The sequence below is a fragment of the Xanthomonas sp. NCPPB 3174 genome, assembly GCF_056725205.1.
The window spans coordinates 3,577,254-3,599,761 of sequence record NZ_CM161517.1; the positions used below are offsets into that span (position 1 = coordinate 3,577,254).

General features: G+C 69.3%; 19 protein-coding genes. 5 read left to right on the forward strand and 14 right to left on the reverse strand.

What is annotated here, in order from left to right:
- Nucleotides 1-92: 92 nt before the first annotated feature.
- Entirely contained in the window at nucleotides 93-809 is a 717-nt protein-coding gene (locus AC1PK7_RS15495) for a response regulator transcription factor (RefSeq protein WP_481100908.1), read from the forward strand.
- A 334-nt stretch (nucleotides 810-1,143) separates the two neighbouring features.
- On the opposite strand, the gene recO is transcribed toward AC1PK7_RS15495, so the two are convergent.
- The 9 genes from recO to rpoE form a co-directional block, all read right to left on the reverse strand.
- Complete coding sequence (gene recO / locus AC1PK7_RS15500) at nucleotides 1,144-2,007, reverse strand: DNA repair protein RecO (RefSeq protein WP_481100909.1); 864 nt, start codon at nucleotides 2,005-2,007, stop codon at nucleotides 1,144-1,146.
- Between the two features lie 315 nt (nucleotides 2,008-2,322).
- The gene (gene era, locus AC1PK7_RS15505; RefSeq protein ID WP_010340598.1) at nucleotides 2,323-3,228 is read right to left on the reverse strand and encodes a GTPase Era; all 906 of its coding nucleotides are present in this window, start codon (nucleotides 3,226-3,228) and stop codon (nucleotides 2,323-2,325) included.
- Nucleotides 3,225-3,905 (reverse strand): ribonuclease III, encoded by a 681-nt coding sequence (rnc, locus tag AC1PK7_RS15510; RefSeq protein ID WP_026143959.1) that lies wholly within the window; start codon nucleotides 3,903-3,905, stop codon nucleotides 3,225-3,227. Before rnc ends, era begins: the two co-directional genes overlap by 4 nt.
- Nucleotides 3,895-4,272 (reverse strand): DUF4845 domain-containing protein, encoded by a 378-nt coding sequence (locus AC1PK7_RS15515; protein ID WP_010340596.1) that lies wholly within the window; start codon nucleotides 4,270-4,272, stop codon nucleotides 3,895-3,897. Before AC1PK7_RS15515 ends, rnc begins: the two co-directional genes overlap by 11 nt.
- A 20-nt stretch (nucleotides 4,273-4,292) precedes the next feature.
- Nucleotides 4,293-5,093, reverse strand: a complete 801-nt coding sequence (gene lepB, locus AC1PK7_RS15520) for a signal peptidase I (protein ID WP_010340595.1) — start codon at nucleotides 5,091-5,093, stop codon at nucleotides 4,293-4,295.
- A gap of 112 nt (nucleotides 5,094-5,205) precedes the next feature.
- Entirely contained in the window at nucleotides 5,206-6,996 is a 1,791-nt protein-coding gene (lepA, locus tag AC1PK7_RS15525; protein ID WP_019800425.1) for a translation elongation factor 4, read from the reverse strand.
- Nucleotides 6,997-7,169: 173 nt separating this feature from the next.
- Nucleotides 7,170-8,702 carry a DegQ family serine endoprotease gene (locus tag AC1PK7_RS15530; protein WP_481098713.1) on the reverse strand — a complete coding sequence of 511 codons (1,533 nt, stop codon included), beginning with the start codon at nucleotides 8,700-8,702 and terminating at the stop codon, nucleotides 7,170-7,172.
- A gap of 89 nt (nucleotides 8,703-8,791) precedes the next feature.
- Nucleotides 8,792-9,751 (reverse strand): sigma-E factor negative regulatory protein, encoded by a 960-nt coding sequence (locus tag AC1PK7_RS15535; protein WP_481098714.1) that lies wholly within the window; start codon nucleotides 9,749-9,751, stop codon nucleotides 8,792-8,794.
- The gene (rpoE, locus tag AC1PK7_RS15540; RefSeq protein ID WP_010340494.1) at nucleotides 9,748-10,368 is read right to left on the reverse strand and encodes an RNA polymerase sigma factor RpoE; all 621 of its coding nucleotides are present in this window, start codon (nucleotides 10,366-10,368) and stop codon (nucleotides 9,748-9,750) included. The genes AC1PK7_RS15535 and rpoE overlap by 4 nt, the downstream gene beginning before the upstream one ends.
- Before the next feature lie 239 nt (nucleotides 10,369-10,607).
- Here rpoE and AC1PK7_RS15545 point away from each other — a divergent pair, with 239 nt between their 5' ends.
- The gene (locus tag AC1PK7_RS15545) at nucleotides 10,608-12,671 is read left to right on the forward strand and encodes a 3-hydroxyacyl-CoA dehydrogenase NAD-binding domain-containing protein (protein ID WP_481098715.1); all 2,064 of its coding nucleotides are present in this window, start codon (nucleotides 10,608-10,610) and stop codon (nucleotides 12,669-12,671) included.
- A 128-nt stretch (nucleotides 12,672-12,799) separates the two neighbouring features.
- Here the strand turns inward: AC1PK7_RS15545 and AC1PK7_RS15550 are convergent, their stop codons facing one another.
- The 4 genes from AC1PK7_RS15550 to AC1PK7_RS15565 form a co-directional block, all read right to left on the reverse strand.
- Entirely contained in the window at nucleotides 12,800-13,804 is a 1,005-nt protein-coding gene (locus AC1PK7_RS15550; protein ID WP_481098716.1) for a cation diffusion facilitator family transporter, read from the reverse strand.
- Between the two features lie 67 nt (nucleotides 13,805-13,871).
- Nucleotides 13,872-15,065 (reverse strand): zinc-dependent alcohol dehydrogenase, encoded by a 1,194-nt coding sequence (locus AC1PK7_RS15555; RefSeq protein WP_481098717.1) that lies wholly within the window; start codon nucleotides 15,063-15,065, stop codon nucleotides 13,872-13,874.
- Nucleotides 15,066-15,074: 9 nt separating this feature from the next.
- Nucleotides 15,075-15,608 carry a hypothetical protein gene (locus AC1PK7_RS15560; protein WP_481098718.1) on the reverse strand — a complete coding sequence of 178 codons (534 nt, stop codon included), beginning with the start codon at nucleotides 15,606-15,608 and terminating at the stop codon, nucleotides 15,075-15,077.
- A gap of 77 nt (nucleotides 15,609-15,685) precedes the next feature.
- Complete coding sequence (locus AC1PK7_RS15565; protein ID WP_481100910.1) at nucleotides 15,686-16,297, reverse strand: DUF4142 domain-containing protein; 612 nt, start codon at nucleotides 16,295-16,297, stop codon at nucleotides 15,686-15,688.
- 272 nt (nucleotides 16,298-16,569) lie between these two features.
- On the opposite strand from AC1PK7_RS15565, the gene AC1PK7_RS15570 reads away from it, so the two are divergent.
- Nucleotides 16,570-17,460 carry an SDR family oxidoreductase gene (locus AC1PK7_RS15570; RefSeq protein ID WP_481098719.1) on the forward strand — a complete coding sequence of 297 codons (891 nt, stop codon included), beginning with the start codon at nucleotides 16,570-16,572 and terminating at the stop codon, nucleotides 17,458-17,460.
- Nucleotides 17,461-17,476: 16 nt separating this feature from the next.
- Here the strand turns inward: AC1PK7_RS15570 and AC1PK7_RS15575 are convergent, their stop codons facing one another.
- Nucleotides 17,477-18,484: a YeiH family protein gene (locus AC1PK7_RS15575; protein ID WP_481098720.1), complete on the reverse strand. Its 1,008-nt coding sequence runs from the start codon at nucleotides 18,482-18,484 to the stop codon at nucleotides 17,477-17,479.
- A gap of 104 nt (nucleotides 18,485-18,588) precedes the next feature.
- Here AC1PK7_RS15575 and AC1PK7_RS15580 point away from each other — a divergent pair, with 104 nt between their 5' ends.
- Nucleotides 18,589-19,482, forward strand: coding sequence for a LysR family transcriptional regulator (locus tag AC1PK7_RS15580; RefSeq protein WP_481098721.1), 894 nt, complete (start codon nucleotides 18,589-18,591; stop codon nucleotides 19,480-19,482).
- A 327-nt stretch (nucleotides 19,483-19,809) separates the two neighbouring features.
- On the forward strand, nucleotides 19,810-22,506 hold the full coding sequence (locus AC1PK7_RS15585) for a TonB-dependent receptor (protein ID WP_481098722.1): 2,697 nt from the start codon (nucleotides 19,810-19,812) through the stop codon (nucleotides 22,504-22,506).
- Nucleotides 22,507-22,508 lie beyond the last annotated feature (2 nt).

Below are 22,508 nucleotides of genomic sequence, written 5' to 3' on the forward strand. Positions count from 1 at the left end.
GCCGGGACCGGCTTGCGATTGCCGCGCCGGCGAGGCAAAGTGGCGCACGCACGCGCGCCGCCGCGCGGGATGCGACCACGCCGCATGGAGGCATCAGCATGGCATCGACCCAGGACCCGGTAACGCGACTGCTGCTCGTCGAAGACGACCCGATCAGCCGCGCCTTCTTCGACGCGACCCTGCAGGCGCTGCCGGCGCAGGTGGACCTGGCCGACTCCGTCGCCAGCGCCCTCGACCGCGCGCAGACGCAGGCCCACGACCTGTGGCTGATCGACGCCAACCTGCCCGACGGCAGCGGCAGCGACCTGCTGCGCCAGTTGCAGCGGCAGCGCCCCGGCACCCTCGGGCTGGCGCACACGGCAGACGCCAGCGGCACCGTTCGCGCGCAGCTGCTCGATGCCGGGTTTGCCGATGTGCTGCTCAAGCCGCTCAGCACCGAACGCCTGCTGCAATCGGTGCGCCGGCTGCTGGCGCGCGGCCACTCCGGCGGCACGCCGGGGACTGCCGAGCCGACCCTGGACTGGGACGAGACCACCGCGCTGGCCGCGCTCAACGGCGAGCGCGCACATCTGATCGCGCTGCGCGAGCTGTTCCTGGCCGAGCTGCCCGGCACCCGCGACGCGGTCGCCTCGGCCCTGCAGCTCAGCGACGACCAGACCGTGCGCAACCATCTGCACCGGCTGCAGGCCAGCTGCGGCTTCGTCGGCGCCGCGCGCTTGGCGCGCGCCGTGCGTCAACTGCATGGCGACCCGGCCTCCTCGCAGGCCCGCCACCAGTTCAGCGAGGCGGTGGCGGCGTTGTTGCACTGAATGCCGGGATTCGGGATTCGGGATTGGGGATTGGGGATTGGGGATGCCGATCGGCGTCCGCTTGGGCTGGGGGGGGGGACGCGGCTTCGGTTGCGATCCGCGCGCTCCCGGGCGTTGCCAGGGCGGTGCAGGCCGCGGCCGCCCTCGCCCACCTGCCGTCATTGATTCAAACGTCACGAAAGTTCTCGTAGGAGCGGCTTCCGCCGCGACAGGCGTTACCGGGAACGGCCATCGCGGCTGAAGCCGCTCCTACAGAAAAACGTGCATCTGGTGACGTGTGCGGTCGCCTGGGTGCCCTTATGGCCGCGGCGCTCGCGACGCCGATCCGGCGCGATCACGACGCCGCGGACGGCGGCACCTTCGCCGCTTCCACCGTGGACTCCGCCATCGCGTCGGATGTGGACTCCAGACCGGCGTCCGCGTCGGGCGTCGCCGCGCGGAGTGCCGCCTCCGGCGCCGCGGTGGCGGCGCTGCGCTGCCGTGCCAGGTCCTCGACCATTTCCCAGGACTTCAGGCCGCGGCCGCCGAGGTGATGCAGCAGCACCACGCGCATGCCGCGGCGCAGGCCGGGCAGATCCTCGGCGACCGGTTCGGTGTCGTCGGCCAGGGCCAGCAGCGCGCGGCCGGTGGCCATGCCGCTGCGCTGGTCGTGACCGCGGTCGCTTAACAACCGGCGCGGTCCGTGTTCGGCGTCGAGCACGTAGCGCGCGGCCGGGTCGATCGGCTCACCGTCGCCGTCGTGGCGCAGGTCGAAGCCCACGCCCAGCGCCTCCAGCAGATCGCGCTCGAAGCAGCGCAGCGACCAGGCCAGCGGCGCCTCGGCCGCCAGCCGTGCGCGCACCCGCGCATAGGCCAGGTACAGGTCCGGCGCCGGGTCGTCGCGCGGGGCCAGGCGCAGGGTCAGTTCGTTGATGTAGAAGCCGGCCAGCATCGCCTCGCCGCTCAGCCGCGGCGCCGCATCCAGCGCCTCGGCCGTGCGCAGTTGCGCCAGTTCGCCGCGGCGCTGCGCGCTGAAGCGGATCGACTGCAGCGGCTGCAGCGCCGCGCGCAAGGCCTGCTTCTTCGGCCCCTGCACGCCGCGCGCCAGCACCCCGAGCCGGCCGTGGTGCACGCTCAGCACCTCCACCAGCAGGCTGGTCTCGCGCCAGGGCCGGGCGTGCAGGACGAAACCGGGTTCGTGCTCGATCAAGGCGGGGATTCGGGAGTGGGGATTGGGGATTCGCAGAAGCGGCGGTCAGGGAACGGAACGCGTGCGCGGGAAGCGGGATGCCGGAAGCGGTGCTGTAACGAATTGAATGAGGCCAAGCAATGAAATGGCCGCGCCTTTTGTAGGAGCGGCTCTTGTCCCCTTTTTGTGGGATCAGCCGCGACGCGCGTCACCGGGACAGCCTGTCGCGGCTGAAGCCGCTCCTACAAAAACGCCATACCTATGACGATCTAGCGGAACTTCCGAATCCCGGCTCCCAACAGCCGAAGGCTGGTCATCCCGAATCCCGAATCCCGAATCCCGGCTTTACTCCCCGTACCCGAACGCCTTCAGCGCCGCCTCGTCGTCGGACCAGCCCTCGCGCACGCGCACCCAGGTCTCCAGGAACACCTTGGCGCCGAACAGGCGCTCCATCTGCTGGCGGGCCTTGGCGCCGATGTCCTTCAGGCGGGTGCCGCCCTTGCCGATCACGATCGCCTTCTGGCCTTCGCGCTCGACCCAGATCACCGCGCCGATGCGCAGCAGCGCGCCGTCCTCGGCGAAGCGTTCGATCTCCACGGTGGTCGCGTACGGCAGTTCCTCGCCGAGCTGGCGCATCAACTGCTCGCGCACCAGTTCGCCGGCCAGGAAGCGCTGGCTGCGGTCGGTGATCTCGTCTTCGCCGAACATCGGCGGCGCTTCCGGCACCAATGCCAGCAGGTCGCGCACCAGCGCTTCCAGACCCTTGCGCTTGAGCGCGGAGATCGGGTGTACCGCGGCGAAGCTGCGGCCCTCGCTGACCTGCTGCAGGAACGGCAGCAGCGCGGTCTTGTCCTTGAGCCGGTCGACCTTGTTGACCACCAGCACCACCGGGATGCCGGCATCGCTGAGCACGTTGAACGCCAGCGTGTCCTCTTCGTCCCAACGCCCGGCCTCGATCACCAGCAGACCGGCGTCCACGCCTTCCAGCGAGCCGCGCGCGGCGCGGTTCATCACCCGGTTCATGGCGCGCTTCTGCTCGCGGTGCAGGCCCGGGGTATCGACCAGCAGCAGCTGCCCGGCCGGGAAGCTGGCGATGCCCAGCAGCCGGTGCCGGGTGGTCTGCGGCCGGTTGGAGACGATGCTGACCTTGGCGCCCACCAGGGCGTTGGTCAGGGTGGACTTGCCCACGTTGGGGCGGCCGATCACGGCCACGCTGCCGCTGCGGTAAGGGGGAGTGGCTTGTTCGTTCACTTGCTCGAATCCAGTTGCTCGATGGCGGCGGCGGCGGCCTGCTGCTCGGCCAGGCGCCGCGAGGTGCCCTCGCCCTCGGTCACCAGGGCGGGCTCGGCGAGTACGCAGCGTACCCGGAATAGCTTGGCGTGGTCGTCGCCGGTCTCGCTGATCAGTTCGTAGGCCGGCAGGGTCCGCTGCCGGGCCTGCAGCCATTCCTGCAGGCGGGTCTTGGCGTCCTTCTCCACCTTGCCGACCGGCAGCGCCGCCAGCGCGGCCTCGAACCAGGGCAGGATGGTGGCGCGGCAGGTCTCGAAGCCGGCGTCCAGGTAGATCGCCGCAACCACCGCCTCCACCGCATCGGCCAGGATCGAGTCGCGGCGATGGCCGCCGGACTTCATCTCGCCCGGGCCCAGGGTCAGACGTTCGCCCAACTCCAGTTGCCGGCCGATGGCGGCCAGCGAGGCCTCGCGCACCAGCTCGGCGCGGGCACGGGTCAGCGCGCCCTCGTCGGCCTTGGGCCAGCGCTGGTACAGCGCCTCGGCGATCAGCAGGTTGACGATGCCGTCGCCGAGGAATTCCAGACGTTCGTTGTGCGGCGCGCCGGCACTGCGATGGGTCAGCGCCTGCGCCAGCAACTGCGGCTCGGCGAAGCGGTGACCGATGCGGTCACCGCGCAGGATGGTCTTACTGGCCACCACGCGTCGTCAGGTCCTGGGTGGCGTCGAACTTGCCGACCACGTCCAGATTGGCGATCAGCGGGCGGCGCACTTCGTAGGCCACGTGCATCTTCACACCGGTGTCGGTGCGCTCGAAGGTGACGTCGCCGGGCTTGACGTTGTCCGAATTGTTGATGTCCAGGCGCCGGAACAGCGAGGCCTTGGCCTGCGACGGATCCATCTCGGCGCTGCCGGCTTCGGTCGCCAGGCCCTTCATTGCCGAGCGCACCGCATAGAACTCCATGTACATCGGGAACAGCTTCATGCCGATGTAGACGAAGAATCCGACCACCGCCAGCACGATCACGAACGAGGTCAAGGTCATGCCACTTTGCTTGTGCTTCATCGCGCTTCCCCTCACGCAAGTCACTGAATGGTCGTCCCGATCCGCGACGGATCGAAACTGCCGCTGCAAAACCAGCCTTCGCAATTGAGCCAGATCAGGAACGCCTTGCCGCGCAGGTTCTCCTCAGGCAGGAAATGGGTCTGGGTCCAGAACCGGCTGTCCTCGCTGTTGTCGCGATTATCGCCCATCACGAAGTACTTGCCCGGCGGCACCACCCAGTCGCCCTGGCCGGCCGGATTGTTGCGGTCGATCCACTCCAGCTCGGTGTGGGTGCGGCCCGGCAGGTACTCGGTGAGCAGCGTGGCACCGGTCATTTCCGCGCCCTTGCCCTTGCCGACGTACTCGCCCATGACCTTGTACTTCATCGGCGTGCCGTTGATGTACAGGGTGTCGCCGTGGAAGCCGATGCGATCGCCCGGCAGGCCGATCACGCGCTTGATCCAGTTCTCGTCCGGCTTGTGCGGCGGCTTGAACACCACCACGTCGCCGCGCTTGGGCTCGCCGACCGGAATGATCTTCTGGTTGGTGATCGGCAGGCGGAAGCCGTAGGAGAACTTGTTGACCAGGATGAAATCGCCGACCAGCAGGTTCGGCATCATCGAGCTGGACGGGATCTTGTACGGCTCGGCGATGAAGCTGCGCAGGATCAGCACCACCGCCAGCACCGGGAAGAACGCCCGCGAGTAGTCGACGATCACCGGCTCGCTGTCGAGCAGGCCGGCGCGCGCGGCGCGGCGCTTGGCGAAGAACAGCTTGTCCAGCAGGGTGATGATGCCGGTGGCGAAGGTCAGGACCACCAGCGCGATTTCAAACCATTTCATTCGGGTTCCTTCGGAACGGGATTTGGGATTGGGGATATGGGATTCGCAAGAACGGGACGGCGGCAGGCGCACCTGCCTTGGCCAATCCCCAATCCCGAATCCCCAATCCCGGCTACTTATCCATCTGCAGCACAGCCAGGAAGGCTTCCTGCGGGATTTCCACGCGGCCGACCTGCTTCATGCGCTTCTTGCCTTCCTTCTGCTTTTCCAACAGCTTCTTCTTGCGCGAGACGTCGCCACCATAGCACTTGGCCAGCACGTTCTTGCGCATCGCCTTGACCGTGGTGCGGGCGATGATCTGCGAGCCGATCGCGGCCTGGATCGCCACGTCGAACATCTGCCGCGGGATCAGGTCCTTCATCTTCTCGCACAGTTCGCGGCCGCGGCGGTCGGCGTGGCTGCGGTGCGCGATCAGCGACAGCGCATCGACCTTGTCGCCGTTGATCAGCACGTCCACCCGCACGAACGGGCCGGTGTCGAAACGCACGAAGTGGTAGTCCAGCGAGGCGTAGCCGCGGCTGACCGACTTGAGCTTGTCGAAGAAGTCCAGCACCACCTCGGCCATCGGCAGTTCGTAGCTGATCTGCACCTGGCTGCCCAGGTAGTTGATGCCGATCTGACTGCCGCGCTTTTCCTCGCACAGCTTGATGATGTTGCCGATGTATTCCTCGGGGGTGAGGATGTTGGCGCGGATGATCGGCTCGCGGATCTCCTCGACCATGTTGACCGGCGGCAGCTTGGCCGGGTTGTCCATGCTGATGATGCTGCCGTCGGTCTTCAGCACCTCGTAGACCACGGTCGGCGCGGTGCTGATCAGGTCCAGGTTGTACTCGCGCTCCAGGCGCTCCTGCACGATCTCCATGTGCAGCATGCCGAGGAAGCCGCAGCGGAAGCCGAAGCCCATCGCCTCGGAGCTTTCCGGCTCGAAGCGCAGCGCCGCGTCGTTCAGGCGCAGCTTGTCCAGCGCCTCGCGCAGGTTGGTGTAGTCCTCGGCATCGACCGGGAACAGGCCGGCGAACACGCGCGGCTGCATTTCCTGGAAGCCCGGCAGCGGCTTGCTCGCCGGGTCGCCGGCCAGGGTCAGGGTGTCGCCGACCGGCGCGCCGTGCACGTCCTTGATGCTGGCGGTGACCCAGCCCACCTCGCCCGCGCGCAGCGCCGGCAGCACCTTGCGCTTGGGCGTGAACACGCCGACGTTGTCGACCTGGTGAGTGCGGCCGGTGGACATCACCAGCAGCTTGTCGCCAGCCTTGATCTCGCCCTGCATCACCCGCACCAGCGAGACCACGCCCAGGTAGTTGTCGAACCAGGAGTCGATGATCAGCGCCTGCAGCTTGTCGGTGTCGCGCGGCACCGGCGGCGGGATGCGGTGCACGATCGCCTCCAGCACGTCGCGCACGTTCAGCCCGGTCTTGGCGCTGACCGCCACCGCGTCGGTGGCGTCGATGCCGATCACCGCCTCGATCTCGGCCTTGGCGCGGTCGATGTCGGCAGTGGGCAGGTCGATCTTGTTCAGCACCGGCACCACTTCCAGGCCCTGCTCCACCGCGGTGTAGCAGTTGGCCACCGACTGCGCCTCCACGCCCTGCGCCGCGTCCACCACCAGCAGCGCGCCCTCGCAGGCGGCCAGCGAGCGGCTGACCTCGTAGGAGAAGTCGACGTGGCCGGGAGTGTCGATGAAGTTCAGGTGGTAGACCTGCCCGTCCTGCGCGGTGTACGGCAGCGACACGGACTGGGCCTTGATGGTGATGCCGCGCTCGCGCTCGATCGGGTTGGAGTCGAGCACCTGCGCTTCCATCTCGCGCGCCTGCAGGCCGCCGCAGAGTTGGATGATGCGATCGGCCAGGGTCGATTTGCCGTGGTCGACGTGGGCGATGATGGAGAAGTTGCGGATGTTCCGCATCGAATCAGAGGACATGAGGTGGGCGGCGGCCAGGACCGTCGTCAGGATAACGGGCCATTATCGCATGGCCGGCGGCCGCTGGTGACGGCCGCCGGATTCGCCCCTGCCCCGGGGTACCGACCCGTCTGGATCGGCGCCCGGGATGGCGCCCGGCCTCCGCCGGGCGCGCGGGATCAGCCGCCGGCGCGCACCGCGACGAAGCTGGTGGTGTCGCGCACGCGGATCAGCAGCATCACCACGTCGCCCTTCTTGTAGGCGCTCAGCTGCTGGTTCAGGGCCGCCACGCTGCCGACCGGGGCGCGCCCGACCTGCAGGATCACCATGCCCGGCACCAGTTGCGCGTCGCGCGCGGCGCGGCCGGTCACCGCGGTGATGCGCACGCCCTTGCCCGGCTCCACCCCCAACTGCTGGCGGGTGGCGGCGTCCAGGTCGGCCACGTCGATGCCGAGCAGCGCATTGGCGCCGGTGGCCGGGGCGGCGCTGTCGCCCACCACCGGGCCGGCGTTGGGCTGGGCGTCGTCGGCCAGCGCGGTCAGCTGCACGGTCAGCTCGCGCGGCTTGCCGTCGCGCAGGATGCCCAGGCGCACCTTGGCGCCCGGCTGCATCGCGCCGATCATCGGCGGCAGGTCGCTGGAGGCGCCGATCTCGGTGCCGTTGACCGTGCGGATCACGTCGCCCACTTCCAGCCCGGCCTTTGCCGCCGGGCTGCCCTGCACCAGTTGGTTGACCAGGGCGCCGCGCGTATCCGGCAGGCCCAGGCCCTGCGCCTTCAGCGAATCGATGGCGCCGACCATGACCCCGAGCTGGGCGCGGGTGACCTTGCCGGTCTTCTTGATCTGCTCGACCGCGCTCATCGCCAGGTCGATCGGGATCGCGAAGCTGATGCCCATGTAGCCGCCGGAAGCGGAGAAGATCTGCGAGTTGATGCCGACCACCTCGCCGCGGGTGTTGAGCAGCGGGCCGCCGGAATTGCCCTGGTTGATCGCCACGTCGGTCTGGATGAACGGCACGTAGCGCTGGTCGGCGTAGGGATTGCTGCGGCCGGTGGCGCTGACGATGCCGGCGGTGACCGAGTGATCCAGGCCGAACGGCGAGCCGATCGCCACCACCCACTGGCCGGGCTTGAGCAGGTTGGAATCGCCGATGCGCACCGTCGGCAGGTTCTTGCCGTCGATCTTCAGCAGCGCCACGTCGTACTGCTGGTCGCTGCCGACCACCTTGGCGGTGAACTCGCGGCGGTCGGTGAGCTTGACCTTGACCTCGCTGGCGCCGTCGACCACGTGGTGGTTGGTCAGCACGTAGCCATCGGGCGAGATGATGAAGCCCGAGCCCATCGAGCGGCCCGCGGGACCATCGTCGTCCGGCGCGCCGCCGCGCGGCTGCCCGGGCACGCCCGGCATGCCGTCCGGCCCGAAGAAGCGGCGGAAGAACTCGGGGATCTGGTCGTCGTCGGGCATGCCGCCGCCCGAACGCGCGGCCGCGGCGCGGCGACTGATGGTGGTCTCGACGTTGACCACGCCCGGGCCGACCTGCTCGACCAGCCGGGTGAAGTCGGGAAGGTTGCCGACCAACTGCGGCGCCGGCGCGGACTGCGCAGCCGGCGGCGGGGCGCTGGCGGCACTGGGGCTGGGCTGCTGCGCACAGGCAGCCAACGGCACGGTCAGCGCCAGCAGGCCCAACAGATGGTGGCGGATACGGTGAGTCATCGGACGCGAGCCTCCGGTTCGGGAAGGGGAAGAACGAGGGGACGAAGCAACGGGGACCACGCGCCGGGACGAGAAACCGGCGCGCGGGTTCAGGGCTGCTGCGGCGGCGGGTTGGTCGCCGCGTCGGCAGGCAGCCGGGGTTCGAACGGATAGAACGCCGCCGGATCCGCGCCGCTGCGCGGGAAGCTGGCGGTGAATTCACCGCCGTCGGCGGCCGGCAGGGTCGAGCGCGGCCACGGCCGGGCCTGCAACGGCGTTGCAGGGTGCCCGAACGGATCGTTGGCGCGTTGCGCGACCATGGTCGGCGCGGCGACCGGCGCCACGAACGGGGTCTGTGCGGACGCCTTGGCCTGCGGCTTGGCGGGTGCCGCGGCCGCGTAGGCGCGCTCGGCCGGGGCGTTGCGGGTGCGTACCGCCTGTTCGCTACGGGCAGCCTCGCGCCGCGCCGCCGCGGCCGCCTCCTGGCGACGATTGGCGGCGATCGCCATCGCCGGCGCGGCGGCGACGGCTGCGGCGAGATCGCCCTGCGGATCGGCGGGCGCCGGCGCGGGCGTCGGAACCTGGGGTGTGGTGGCGGCAGGCGCCGGGGTGGGCGCGGCGACATCGGCGACCTGCGCCGGCGGCAACGCCTCGGGCGTCTGCGGCAGGCGTTGGGTCACGAACAGCGCGAGCACCGCGACCGAGGCGGCCAGGGCCGCACTCCCGCCCCAGCGCCAGTTGCGGCGCTTGCCGGCGGCGCTGGCCGCATCGGCACGCGCGGCCTGCTGCGCTTCGGCGGCCACCGCCTGGCGCACGCGGGCACTGAAATCGCTGGGCGCCGGCACGCTGACACGGCCGCGCAAAATGTCGCCGCACAGCTGCCAGCGCTCATGGCAGCCGGACAATTCCTCATCGTGCTGCAGCCGGCGCAGCACGAAGCGCGCTTCGTCGGCCGGCAGTTCGCCGTCGATCAGCGCGGACAGTTGCTGCCGGTAGTGCAGCTCGAACTTGTCCGGCGCTGCGCTGTCGGGCGCCGGCACTGGCTTGGGAAAGGGCGTGCTATCGGTCATACGCGGTGTCGCTCACGGGTGGCGCTGTCGGTATCCAGCAGGGGACGGAGTTCGGCGTCGATGGCCTCGCGGGCGCGGAAGATCCGCGAACGCACGGTACCGATCGGGCAGCCCATCTTCTGCGCGATGTCCTCGTAGCTCATGCCCTCCACCTCGCGCAGGGTGATGGCGGTGCGCAACTCTTCCGGCAAGGCGTCGACCGCCTTCATCACCGTGCGCTCCAGTTCCTGGCGCATCAGCTCGCGCTCGGGCGTGTCGGTGTCGCGCAGCCGGGTGCCGCTGTCGAACTGCTCGGCATCGAGCACGTCGACGTCGTCGGTGGGCGGCCTGCGGTTGTGCGCGACCAGGTAGTTCTTGGCGGTGTTCACGGCGATCCGGTGCAACCATGTGGAGAACTGGGCGTCGCCGCGGAAACTCCCGATCGCGCGGTAGGCGCGGATGAAAGTGTCCTGGGCCACGTCCTGACATTCGCTCCAGTCGGCGATGTAGCGCCCGATGAGGCCGACGATCCGGTGCTGGTACTTGCGCACCAGCACATCGAACGCCGCGCTTTCGCCGCGCTGCACACGCCGGACCAGTTCCAGGTCCAGCTCCTGGGGTGTTTCGACATCGGCCATAGCGGGCCGCACTCCTGTCAGCCCAACCTACGTCGGACCCTCTGACCGCCAATTCGGAAAAAAGTTCAGCGCCCCTCAGCGGATCGCCGCCCCACGACGTTAACCGGCGTTCCGTTAGGCTGGCGCAAGGCCAGCGGTCGCGGGACGCGCCTCAATTCCCCTGCATTGGGATTTGACGCGACGGAAACAACCTCTGGATGATAACGATCTTCTCCATACACAAGCGGATGGTCCTCCCCATGCTTTCAGGCTTCGACGGGCTCCGATTCAGTCACTGGCAAGCGGATATCCGCGGCGACGGCGTCGTCGTGCTCAGCCTCGACCGCCAGGACGCGCCCGTCAACGCGCTGTCGCAGGACGTGCTGCTGGAGCTCGGCAATCTGCTCGAGCGCATCGCCATCGATCCGCCCAAGGGCGTGGTGATCCGCTCGGCCAAGGACAATGGCTTCATCGCCGGCGCCGACCTCAAGGAATTCCAGGAATTCGACCGCCGCGGCACCGTCAACGACGCCATCCGCCGCGGCCAGGCCACCTTCCAGAAACTGGCCGAGCTGCCCTGCCCCACGGTCGCGGCGATCCACGGCTTCTGCATGGGCGGCGGCACCGAGATCGCCCTGGCCTGCCGCTACCGCGTCGCCTCCAGCGATGCGGCCACCCGCATCGGCCTGCCCGAGACCAAGCTCGGCATCTTCCCCGGCTGGGGCGGCAGCGCGCGCCTGCCGCGACTGATCGGCGCGCCGGCGGCGATGGACCTGATGCTCACCGGGCGTACCGTGTCCGCTTCGGCGGCGCGGGCGATGGGCCTGGTCGACAAGGTTGCCGCACCGGCGGTGCTCACCGACACCGCGGTGGCGCTGGCGCTGTCCGGCACCGCCCGTCCCTTCAAGCAGCGCGCCACCGCCTGGGCCACCAACACCTGGCCGGCGCGCAAGCTGCTGGCGCCGCAGATGCGCAAGCAGGTGGCGCGCAAGGCGCGCAAGGAACACTACCCGGCGCCATACGCACTGATCGGGGTATGGGAACGCAGCGGCGGCAGCGGTATCCAGGCGCGCCTGGACGCCGAGCGCAAGGCGGTGGTCAAACTCGCCAGCACCCCGACCGCGCGCAACCTGATCCGCATCTTCTTCCTCACCGAGCGGCTCAAGGCGCTGGGCGGCAAGGACCACGGCATCCGCCACGTGCACGTGGTCGGGGCCGGCGTGATGGGCGGCGACATCGCCGCCTGGTCGGCCTACAAGGGATTCGAAGTGACGCTGCAGGACCGCGAGCAGCGCTTCATCGACGGTGCGCTGAGCCGCGCCGGGGAGCTGTTCGCCAAGCGGGTCAAGGACGACAGCAAGCGCCCGGCGGTGGCGGCGCGCCTGAAGGGCGACCTGGCCGGCGACGGCGTGCCGACGGCCGACCTGGTGATCGAGGCGATCATCGAGAACCCGCAGGCCAAGCGCGAGCTGTATCAGTCCCTGGAACCGCGCATGCAGCCGAATGCGCTGCTCAGCACCAACACCTCCTCGATCCCGCTGACCGAACTGCGCGAGCACATCCAGCGCCCGGCGCAGTTCGGCGGCCTGCACTACTTCAACCCGGTGGCGCAGATGCCGCTGGTGGAGATCGTCTGCCACGACGGCCTGGCGCCGGAGAACCAGAAGCGGCTGGCCGCCTTCTGCAAGGCGATCGACAAGCTGCCGGTGCCGGTGGCCGGCACGCCGGGCTTCCTGGTCAACCGCGTGCTGTTCCCGTACATGCTGGAAGCGGCCACCGCCTATGCCGAAGGCATTCCCGGCCCGGCGATCGACAAGGCCGCGGTCAAGTTCGGCATGCCGATGGGGCCGATCGAACTGATCGACACCGTGGGCCTGGACGTGGCCGCCGGCGTGGGCGCCGAACTGGCGCCGTTCCTGGGCCTGCCGATCCCGGCGGCGTTGCAGACGGTGGAGCCGGGCAAGCGCGGCAAGAAGGACGGCCAGGGCCTGTACGCGTGGGAGAACGGCCGTGCCAAGAAGCCCGAACTGCCGAAGGACTACCGCGCACCGGACGACCTGGAAGACCGCCTGATCCTGCCGCTGCTCAACGAAGCGGTGGCCTGCCTGCACGAAGGCGTGGTCGCCGATGCCGACCTGCTCGATGCCGGCGTGATCTTCGGCACCGGCTTCGCCCCGTTCCGCGGCGGCCCGATCCAATACATCCGCGCTGCCGGCGCCGATGTCCTGCTGGCGCGTCTGCGCGCCCTGCACACACGCTACGGCGAGCGTTTCGCGCCGCGCCCGGGTTGGGAGTCGCCGGCGTTGCGCGAACCGGTGGTCTGAGGCGCTCTGGCGATTACATGTAGGAGCGGTTTCAACCGCGGCCGGCATTGCCGGTAAACGCCGGCGACCAACTCCCAACGAAAGACGCGCGCTGCGCCTGCACGAACGTCATCGCGCAGCAGCGCCAGTTACGGATGCGAATGCCCGTGCGCATGCCCATGGGTGCGATGCCCATGCGCATGTGCATGATCGTCATGACCATGCCCGTGATGACCGTGGCCACCACCCTCGCCCGCCGCCGGCGCGCCGCACGGCGTGGCGCCGCAATGGCCGGCTTCCATCTGCAGGGTGATGTGGTCGATGTCGAACTGCGCATGCAGGCCATCGCAGAGCGCGGCACGCACTGCGTCGGCGTCGGCACCATCGGCCACCACCACGTGCGCGGTCAGCGCCGGGGTGCTGGAGGCCAGCGCCCACACGTGCAAGTCGTGCACGCTGGCCACGCCCGGCGCCGCCTGCAGGTAACCGCGCACCGCATCCAGGTCCACGCCCTTGGGCACGCCTTCCAGCAGCACGTTGACCGCTTCGCGCAGCAACACCCAGGTCCGCGGCAGCACCCACAGGCCGATCAGCACCGCCAGGATCGGATCGATCAGCTTCCAGCCGGTGACGCGAATCGCCAGCGCGCCGACGATCACCGCCACCGAGCCGAGCATGTCGCTCCACACTTCCAGGTAGGCACCCTTCATGTTGAGGCTCTCGCCGCTGCCGGCCTTGAGCAGGCGCATCGAGATCAGGTTGATCAGCAGGCCGAACGCGGCGATGCCGAGCATGCCGACGGTGGCGATCTCCTGCGGCTGGCGGAAGCGCTGCACCGCCTCCCACAGGATGTAGCCGGCGACCACGAACAGCAGCGCGCCGTTGACCAGCGCGCCCAGCGCCTCCAGCCGCGCGTAACCGTAGCTGCGCTTGGCATCGGGCGGGCGCCGGCTCAGCCGCACCGCGATCAGCGCGATCATCAGCGCCAGCGTATCGGTCGCCATGTGCGCGGCGTCGGACAGCAGCGCCAGGCTGTTGGTGAGGAAGGCGCCAGCGACCTCCACCACCAGGAACAGCGCGGTGAGGCCGAGCGCCCACCACAGGGGGCGCTCGTGGCGGATTTCGGTAGGGGCGTGGCTGTGATCGTGGCCCATGGGGCGACCCGGCGGCGATGCGGAGGAAGATGGCCGCTACCTTAGGCCGCCGCCTGCGCGGAGACTATTACACCGCGGGTACGGCCGCCTGCCCCGGAACGAACACCGCGCGCACGCAGCCGTCCTGCTTGTGCTTGAACATCTCGTAGCCGCGCGCCGCGTCGTCCAGCGGCATGCGGTGCGTGGCCAGGAAGCGGGTCTTGAACGCACCGCTGCGGGCCAGTTCGAGCAGGCGCGGCACGTAGCGCTGGCCATGCTGCTGCGCGGTGCGCACGGTCAGGCCCTTGTTCATCACCGCGCCCAGCGGGAACTTGTCCATGAGGCCGTAGACACCGAGGATCGACAGCGTACCGCCCTTGCGACAGGCCAGGATCGCCTCGCGCAACGCCTGGCCGCGATCGGTGTGCAGATGCAGCGCCTGCTTGACCCGGTCGTAGGCATGACCGAGGCCGGTGCCGTGCGCTTCCATACCGACCGCATCGATGCAGGCATCGGGGCCGCGTCCGCCGGTCATTTCGCGCAGCATCTCGACCACACTGTCGACCGCGCTGTAGTCGATCACTTCGTTGCCCAACACGTCGCGCGCCAGCGCCAGGCGCTCGGGCAGGCGGTCGATGGCGATGACCCGCTCGGCGCCCAGCAGCCGCGCGCTCTGCTGCGCCATCAGTCCCACGCCGCCGCAGCCCCACACCGCCACGGTGGCGCCGGGCTGGATGTCGCAGAAGTCAGCGCCCATGAAGCCGGTGGGACCGGCGTCGGACAGGAACAACGCATCCTCGTCGTCCACCTCCTCCGGGATGGCGAAGCAGCCGACGTCGGCATGCGGCACGCGGATGAAGTCCGCGTGCGAGCCGGCGTAACCGCCGAAGGCGTGGGTGTAGCCATAGATGCCGGCGGTCGGATAGCCAAGCAGCGGCTCCTGCATCTCCCAGTTGGGGTTGGTGTTGTCGCACAGCGAAAATTCCTGGCGCCCGCAGTGCCAACACTCGCCGCAGGAAATGAACGAGGGCACGACCACGCGCTGGCCGACGCGCAGGTTACGCACGTTCGGTCCGATCTCGACCACCTCGCCCATGAATTCGTGGCCGATGATGTCGCCTTCGCGCATCGTCGGCAGATAGCCGTCGATGAAATGCAGGTCCGAACCGCAGGTTGTGCTGAGGCCCACCTTGAGAATGACATCGCGTGGATTGACGATACGCGGATCGGGAACCGTTTCCACCCGCAGATCGTTGACGCCGTTCCAGCACAGTGCGCGCATGGCGGACTCCTAGTGTTCGTGGTGATCGCGGCCGCGCGCGGACGGGTTGTCGCGCAACGTCGGCACTTCGCCGCACTCGATCCAGGCCTTGAAGCGGTGCAGCACCTTACCGATCAGCGCATCCGGGGCCGCACCTACAAGCTTTGCCACGGCCTGCGCGACGATATCGCCCTCGACGCGATACTCCAGCGCCAAGGTGGTTTCGCAGCCGAAGCCATCCGGCGCGGCACGCACGCTCAGCGTGGTCTGCAGTTGCAGTCCATGCTCGCCACTGCCGGCATAACTGACCGATTCCCCGAGGTGGACTTCGCCGCGCCGGTAATCCACGTCGAGATGGCGGTCCAGCGGCAGGCGCAGGCGCCATTGCGAGGCGTAGCCGTCGCCGGATTGCAGGTCTGCCAGGCCTGCCAGCACCTGCTGCTGGACGCCCATGTCGCACCAGGCATCGAGGATCTGGTGGGGTTCGCCGAGAATGCTGAGAGTGCGCACCAGGCGCGTACCGTCCAGGGTGACGGGCGCATCGGTCGCCGAAGATTCGCGCATGGGAAGCTCCTGACAGGACAGGAATGTTCGTTCGCGGAGCGGGTCACGGCGCCTCCTGCCGCGACCCGCAGCGCGGCTCAGCGGGTGGAACCGGCCGGCGACGTGCCGGCGCTCTGCAGCTGCTGCGCCTTGGCCAGGTGCTCGGCTACGTGGGTGCGCGTGGTGCGCAGATGCGCGGCCACGTCCGGGGTCTTCGCGGCGGGGATCAGGGTGCTGTCGAGCATCTGCAGGGCGGCCTGGTGATCCTTGACCATCGCCATGACATAGGCCTGCTCGAAGCGATCACCGTCCAGGGCCTGCAGCTTGCCGGCCTCCGCCTTGGCCTTCTGCATCTGCTGCTGCGCCGGCGCGGCCTTCGCATCAGGACCCCACGGCGCGATCTTGGCGTTGTTGTCCGAGTGCTCCTTGACCATCTGCATGGCGTAGTCGCGCACCGGGCCCTTGACCTGCTTCTGCAAGGCCAGGTTGCCGGCGTTGACCTCGCTGGTGTTGATCGCCGACAGCACGCCGAGCGCCTGCTTTTCGTTGAGCGCGGACGCGCGCGCGCCTTGCGCGCCTTGCATGCCGGTCGACGTCTGCGCGGCAGACGTCGACGGCGTTTGCTGCTGCATCGCGCCGGGGCCGGCACTGCCGGCCTGGCCGGACGTATCGGTCTGCGCATGAGCAAGGCCGACGCCGAGAACCGACATCAGCGCCAGAGAGAGACCGGAACGGTAGCTACGCATGACAATGTCCTTTGCATGACAGGAGCCGCCATGCTCCGCAGCCCACCGTGAGTGCATGGTTGAACGCGGGTGCAGGCGGTGCGAAATGCTGCAAACGCAAAGAAATCGCCGAAGCCGCGACTGCTGCGCATCGATGAGGGCGACGCCCGCGGCGCTTGACGCCACCACGATCCGCACATCACATCGCGCGACGCGCCATGGCCCACCCTGGAGCGCCCCACTGTGGAGCGCAGCACATGCCACAACGACATCTCCCACTCGCGCAACAGGTGATCGTGATCACCGGTGCCTCCAGCGGGATCGGCCTGTGTACCGCGCTGCTGGCCGCCGAGCGCGGCGCCCGCGTGGTGCTGGTGGTGCGCAGCCAGGGCGTCCTCGACGCGACCGTACAGACCATCCGCGATGCAGGCGGCGAGGCGATCGCGGTAGTCGCCGACGTGGCCGAGCGCACACAGCTGGACGAGGCCGCGGCGACGGCGATCCGGCACTTCGGCCGCATCGACACCTGGGTGAACAATGCCGGCGTGGCGATCTACGGCAAGCTCGCCGACGTGGACGAGCGCGACAGCCGGCGCCTGTTCGACGTGAACTTCTGGGGCGTGGTGCATGGATCGATGGCGGCGCTGCCGCATCTACTGGCCTCGCGCGGCAGCCTGGTCAACCTCGGCAGCGAGGCGTCGGAGGCCGTGATTCCGCTGCAGGGCATGTACGCGGCGTCCAAGCACGCAGTCAAAGGCTTCACCGACACCCTGCGGATCGAACTGGAGCACCTGGACGATGCGCCGCTGTCGGTGGTGCTGATCCAGCCGACCGCGGTGAACACCCCGTATCCGCAGCATGCGCGCAACTACCTGGACGAGGAACCGACGCTGCCAAAACCGATGATCGCGCCGCTGCGTGTGGCCGAGGCGATCCTGCACGCGGCCGAGCACGGCGGACGCGACGTCAAGGTCGGCTTGCTGGCCAGCGCCAACGTGGCAATGACCCATTTGCTGCCGCGCCTGGCCGACCGGCTCTCGGCCCTGCGCAGCGAACAGCAGCGGCAGGCGCAACCGGCCCGCAATGCGCAGGGCACGCTGTACCGGGCCGGCGAGAGCGGCCGCATCCATGGTGACAGCGGCGCTTGATACCGCTCCCACGTCGCTAGGGCAACCAGCGCAGCAGCAATACGCTGAGGCTGGCCAGTGCCAGCAGCGACAGCGTGCCGGCCGCCAAGACGCGGCCGCCGGACGCAAGCACCGTGCGCAGATTCACCGACAGTCCCAACGCGGCCATCGCCACCAGGGTGAACAGCAGCGACAGCGACTGCGCCGCTTCGATGAGCAACGCCGGCAGCACGCCCAGCGCGCGCAGGCCCATCATGCCGACGAAGCCGAACACGAACCACGGCACCAGCGCGTGCGTCGGGCGCCGCTGTGTTGATGATCCACCACGCACCAGCCCCAGCAGCAGCATCACCGGCCCGAGCATCAGCACCCGCATCAGCTTGACCAGCGCACCGACCTGCGCGCTCAGCGCGCCCACCGGTACGGTCGCCGCCAGCACCTGCGGCACCGCGTACACGGTCAGGCCGGCGAGGATGCCGTAGTGGCGCTGGTCCAGGCCCAGCACGGGCACCGCCAGTGGCAGCAGCAACACCACCAGCACGCCCAGCGCCGCGGTGAAGGCGATCGCTGCAGCGACATCCTCGGAGTCGGCGTCGATCACCGGCGCCGCCGCCACGATCGCCGAATTGCCGCAGATCGCATTGCCGCACGCGACCAGCGTGGCCAGCCGCGACGGCAGGCCCAGCGCGCGGCCGATGCCGTAGCCGAGGGCGATCGCCAGCAGCACCACCGCGGCGATGGCGCCCAGCAACAGGCCGCCAGCCGCACCGATGGCACCGATCCCGACCGAGGCGCCGAGCAGCACGATGGCCAGCTCCAGCGGCAGCTTGGCGGCGAAGGCGATGCCGGCGTGCGTGGACCGCGGCAGGCGCCACGCCGTGCGCAGCAAGGTGCCGAGCACGATCGCGAATACCAGCGCGTCGATCCAGCGCCGGCCCAACCATTGCAGTTGCGCGCGCTCGGCCAGCCAGGCCAGGGCCGCCACGCCGATGGCCAGGGCCAGCCCGGGCGGCAGCGTCGAAGGTCGATGCAGTGGCGCGTGCATGTGGAGCGATCCGGATCGAAGTGGCGACAGGCTGCGCCCGCAGACCGTTCCGATCCATCGCATAATTGTGCACACTTCATTCTGCCTCTCCGAACATTCGTCCCATGACCCTGGAACAACTCGCCCTGTTCGTGGCGGTGGCCGAGCGCCAGCACCTGACCCTGGGTGCGCAGGCCGCGCACCGCACGCCGTCGGCCGCCAGTGCCGCGATCAAGGCGCTGGAGCAGCAGTACGGGGTGGCGCTGTTCGACCGGGTCGGCCGCGGCCTGGTGCTGACCGCGGCCGGTGCGGCGTTCTGCGAGGACGCCAAGGCGATCCTGGCGCGCAGCCGTGCGGCCGAACTGGCGCTGAGCGAATGGCGTGGCGTGCTGCGCGGCACCCTCGACCTGCACGCCAGCCAGACCGTGGCCAGCTATTGGCTGCCGACCCGGCTGATGGCCTTCCATGCGCGCTATCCGCAGATCGAGATCCGTCTGAGCGTGGGCAACACCGACAGCGTGGCGCGCGCGGTGCGCGAGGGACGCGCCGAACTGGGCTTCGTCGAAGGCCGCGTGCAGGCTCCCGAACTGCTGAGTTCGGCGCTGGACCACGACCGGCTGCGCGTGGTGGCCGCACCGGACCACCCGCTGGCCGCGCGCCGCCGCCCCGGGCTGGCGCGGCTGGTCGCGGGCAGCACCTGGATCATGCGCGAGCCTGGCTCGGGCACGCGCTCGGCGTTCGAGGCGGCGCTGCGCGATGCCGGCATCGCCCCGGAACGCCTGCGCGTGGCCCTATCCCTGCCCTCCAACGAAGCGGTGCTGTCGGCGGTGCAGGCCGGGCGCAGCCTGGCGGCGATCTCGCAACTGGCCGCGGCGCCGTGGCTGGAGAGCGGCCGCCTGCAGGGCATCGAGGTGACGCTGGCCGAACGCACCTTCCATGTCCTGCGCCACCGCGAACGCGGCCTGGGCGCGGCGGCCGCCGCCCTGCTCGACTTGCAGGCGCAGCCCACCACGGCCTGAGGGTGGGGTGGCGAGGAGCGCGACGCGCCGCGCGACATCCATTCCAAAACGAGATAGCCCTCGGCAAATGCTTCATTGGAATGGAATGCCTGTCGCTTCTATCCTCGCTCCCGGTCTCTCGCGCGCCAGGGCAGCGGAAAGGGGATGTCCACGGCGCCGCCGCCGGACATGCCGCGCATGCCCCGCCGTGTCGACGGATACGCCATCGAGGACAGCGATCGGGACAGCCCGCAGACATGCACGGCGCCCTGCCGATGCCTCCCGGGCCGGACGCCTCCGGCCCACGCCAACTTGCTCGGTCACTTTTTGTCCTGGGAGGGAACAAAAATGCCTTTGGAACAGTCCCGTCGCCCGCTCGGCCGGCGCGCGCACCGCCCTGCCGCCCGCACCCTGCTGGGCGCGGCCATCGTCCTGGCCCTGTCCGGCAGCTTCGCCGCGCACGCGCAGAGCACCAGCGCCGATCCGGCGGATGCAGCCACGCCGCCCGCCACGACCGACGCCAAGAACGGCCAGCAGCCGGTCACCCTGGACAACGTGATGGTGGTCGGCCAGCGCGCCAGCCTGGAACAGGCGGTGCAGGCCAAGCAGCTCGACGACCACGTGGTCGAGGTCATCTCCGCCGACAACATGGGGCAGATGCCCAACGTCACCGTGGCCGAGGCGCTGGTGCGCCTGCCCGGCGTCAACGGCACCCGCGACCGCGGCAACGAAAGCCTGGCCACGGTGCGCGGCCTCGGCCCGCGCATGACCATGGGCACGGTCAACGGCCGCGAGATCGCCTCCTCCGAACCCAACCGCGCGGTGCGCTGGGAAGTCTTCCCCACCGAGATCGTCTCCACCGTCAAGGTCTACAAGACCCCATCGGCGGACCTGATCGCCGGCGGCATCGCCGCCACCGTGGACATCTCCACGATCAACCCGCTCGACCACACCGGCCCGACCTTCGTCGCCACCGCCGGCCCGGTCTACTACGACGAGGCCAAGGACGCGCGCGACTACTCGCCGTGGGGCCAGCGCCTGGGCGCCAGTTGGATCCACCGCATCAACGACAACCTGGCGGTCGCGCTCGGCGCCACCTACCAGAAGCAGAAGAACGCCGGCGTCTCGATCGGCAGCTGGGGCTACACCGACGCCAGCAACGCACGCGATGTGGATGGCGACGGCAAGGTCGACTACACCCCCTGGGGCGCGGCCGACCAGCTCAAGCTGACCGAGCAGACCCGCACCGGCGCCATGGGCACCGTGCAGTGGCGCTCGGGCAACCTGGAACTCAAGCTCGACGGCCTGTACTCGCGCATCCGCATCGACGAGGACCAGCGCCAGAACTGGTTCAACAACCTCGGCTACAGCATCTACTCGGCCAGCAATCCGTACACCACCCCGGGCTCGTCCTACACCATCGTCGACGGCGACGTCGTGGCCGGCACCCTGGCCAATTCCAACCTCCAGGTGGACCACGTCATCGCCAACTACAACGAGGTCAAGACGCTGGCGGCCGGCGGCCTCAACGCCAAGTGGAGCGGCGACGTGTGGACGCTGGGCAGCGACCTGTCGTTCTCGCAGGCCAAGCGCGACAACGACTGGCGCGCGGTGCGCTTCGGCAGCAACCCGGACACGGTGTCGTTCGACTTCCGCCATGGCGTCACCCCCACCATCAGCACCAGTTCCGACGCGCCGGAATGGGGCATCAGCGGCCAGACCGAGCCGCAGGCGCTGCGCGACCGCATCGCCGCGCTGGCGCTGAGCGCGAGCCGCGCGATCGCCGATTCGCCGGTCACCGCGCTGGAGTTCGGCGCGCGCGCCTCACGCCGCGAGAAGCAGAACCGCCACTTCACCAGCTTCCAGTCCGGCTACAGCCAGCCGATCTCGGCCTACCAGGACCTGATCTACCCGGTGACGATGCCGGACCTGAACGTGCCGACCCTGACCGGCGGCGACCTGGACGCGATCGCCAAGCTCGGCTTCGGCGGCTTCGATCCCAGCCTGGCCGCCGAGCAGCGCCTGGATCACTGGAACGTCGAGGAGAACGTGCGCGAGGCCTTCGCCAAGGCGGTGTTCAGTTCGCAGTGGTTCGGCGTCGACGTCACCGGCAACGCCGGCGTGCGCGTGGTCCACACCGACACCGACAGCCATGGCTACGACACCGTCGGCGGCGTGGTGCAGCCGAGCAGCGCCGGCAAGACCTACACCGACGTGCTGCCCAGCGCCACGGTCAACTTCCTGATCGATCCCGAGCGCATCCTGCGCGTGTCGGTGGCCAAGGTGATGGCGCGGCCGCCGCTGGACGAACTGCGCACCGGGCGCGCGCTCGACGATCCCAACACCACCGTCGGCCAGCTCACCGGCAGCGGCGGCAACCCGCAACTCAATCCGTTCCGCGCCACCCAGCTCGACCTGTCCTACGAGTGGTACTTCCACAAGGAAGCGCTGGCGGCGCTCGCGCTGTACCGCAAGTGGGTGGATTCGAGCATCGGCTACAAGACCCAGCACGAGACCATCGACGGCCGCGACTACCTGATCAGCGGCCCGTTCAACGGCGGCGGCGGCTACATCAACGGTGCCGAGCTGACCTTCCAGGCCCCGTTCTTCTTCATCCCGCACATGGAGAACTTCGGCATCTACTCGAACTACTCGTACGTGGAATCCAACCTGCACGAGTTCTCGCCGGCGGACAATCCGCTGCCGCTCAGCGGCCTGGCGCGCAACACCGGCACGCTGGACCTCTGGTACAACAACAGCAAGTTCGAAGCGCGGATCGGCTACAAGTACCACAGCCCCTACACCGTGGTGTACGGCTGGAACGCGGCGCGACTGGCGCGACTGGAAAGCGAAGGCACGGTGGACCTGAGCCTGGCCTGGCGCTACAGCGAGCACCTGGTCTTCAAGTTCCAGGTCGGCAACCTGACCAACGAACCGTTGCGCGCCTACAGCGACAACAAGCGCAACCGGCTCGCCAACCAGGACGATGGCGGCTACCAGCTGTTCGGCCGCCGCTTCGCTCTGGAAGCGACCTACACGTTCTGAGC

Bases quoted from the DNA above. Each gene is read 5' to 3' on its own strand.
- AC1PK7_RS15515 (WP_010340596.1), bottom strand. From the start codon at position 4,272: ATGAAGCACAAGCAAAGTGGCATGACCTTGACCTCGTTCGTGATCGTG.
- lepB (WP_010340595.1), bottom strand. From the start codon at position 5,093: ATGAAATGGTTTGAAATCGCGCTGGTGGTCCTGACCTTCGCCACCGGC.
- lepA (WP_019800425.1), bottom strand. From the start codon at position 6,996: ATGCGGAACATCCGCAACTTCTCCATCATCGCCCACGTCGACCACGGC.
- AC1PK7_RS15530 (WP_481098713.1), bottom strand. From the start codon at position 8,702: ATGACTCACCGTATCCGCCACCATCTGTTGGGCCTGCTGGCGCTGACC.
- AC1PK7_RS15535 (WP_481098714.1), bottom strand. From the start codon at position 9,751: ATGACCGATAGCACGCCCTTTCCCAAGCCAGTGCCGGCGCCCGACAGC.
- rpoE (WP_010340494.1), bottom strand. From the start codon at position 10,368: ATGGCCGATGTCGAAACACCCCAGGAGCTGGACCTGGAACTGGTCCGG.
- AC1PK7_RS15545 (WP_481098715.1), top strand. From the start codon at position 10,608: ATGCTTTCAGGCTTCGACGGGCTCCGATTCAGTCACTGGCAAGCGGAT.
- AC1PK7_RS15550 (WP_481098716.1), bottom strand. From the start codon at position 13,804: ATGGGCCACGATCACAGCCACGCCCCTACCGAAATCCGCCACGAGCGC.
- AC1PK7_RS15555 (WP_481098717.1), bottom strand. From the start codon at position 15,065: ATGCGCGCACTGTGCTGGAACGGCGTCAACGATCTGCGGGTGGAAACG.
- AC1PK7_RS15560 (WP_481098718.1), bottom strand. From the start codon at position 15,608: ATGCGCGAATCTTCGGCGACCGATGCGCCCGTCACCCTGGACGGTACG.
- AC1PK7_RS15565 (WP_481100910.1), bottom strand. From the start codon at position 16,297: ATGTCGGTTCTCGGCGTCGGCCTTGCTCATGCGCAGACCGATACGTCC.
- AC1PK7_RS15570 (WP_481098719.1), top strand. From the start codon at position 16,570: ATGCCACAACGACATCTCCCACTCGCGCAACAGGTGATCGTGATCACC.
- AC1PK7_RS15575 (WP_481098720.1), bottom strand. From the start codon at position 18,484: ATGCACGCGCCACTGCATCGACCTTCGACGCTGCCGCCCGGGCTGGCC.
- AC1PK7_RS15580 (WP_481098721.1), top strand. From the start codon at position 18,589: ATGACCCTGGAACAACTCGCCCTGTTCGTGGCGGTGGCCGAGCGCCAG.
- AC1PK7_RS15585 (WP_481098722.1), top strand. From the start codon at position 19,810: ATGCCTTTGGAACAGTCCCGTCGCCCGCTCGGCCGGCGCGCGCACCGC.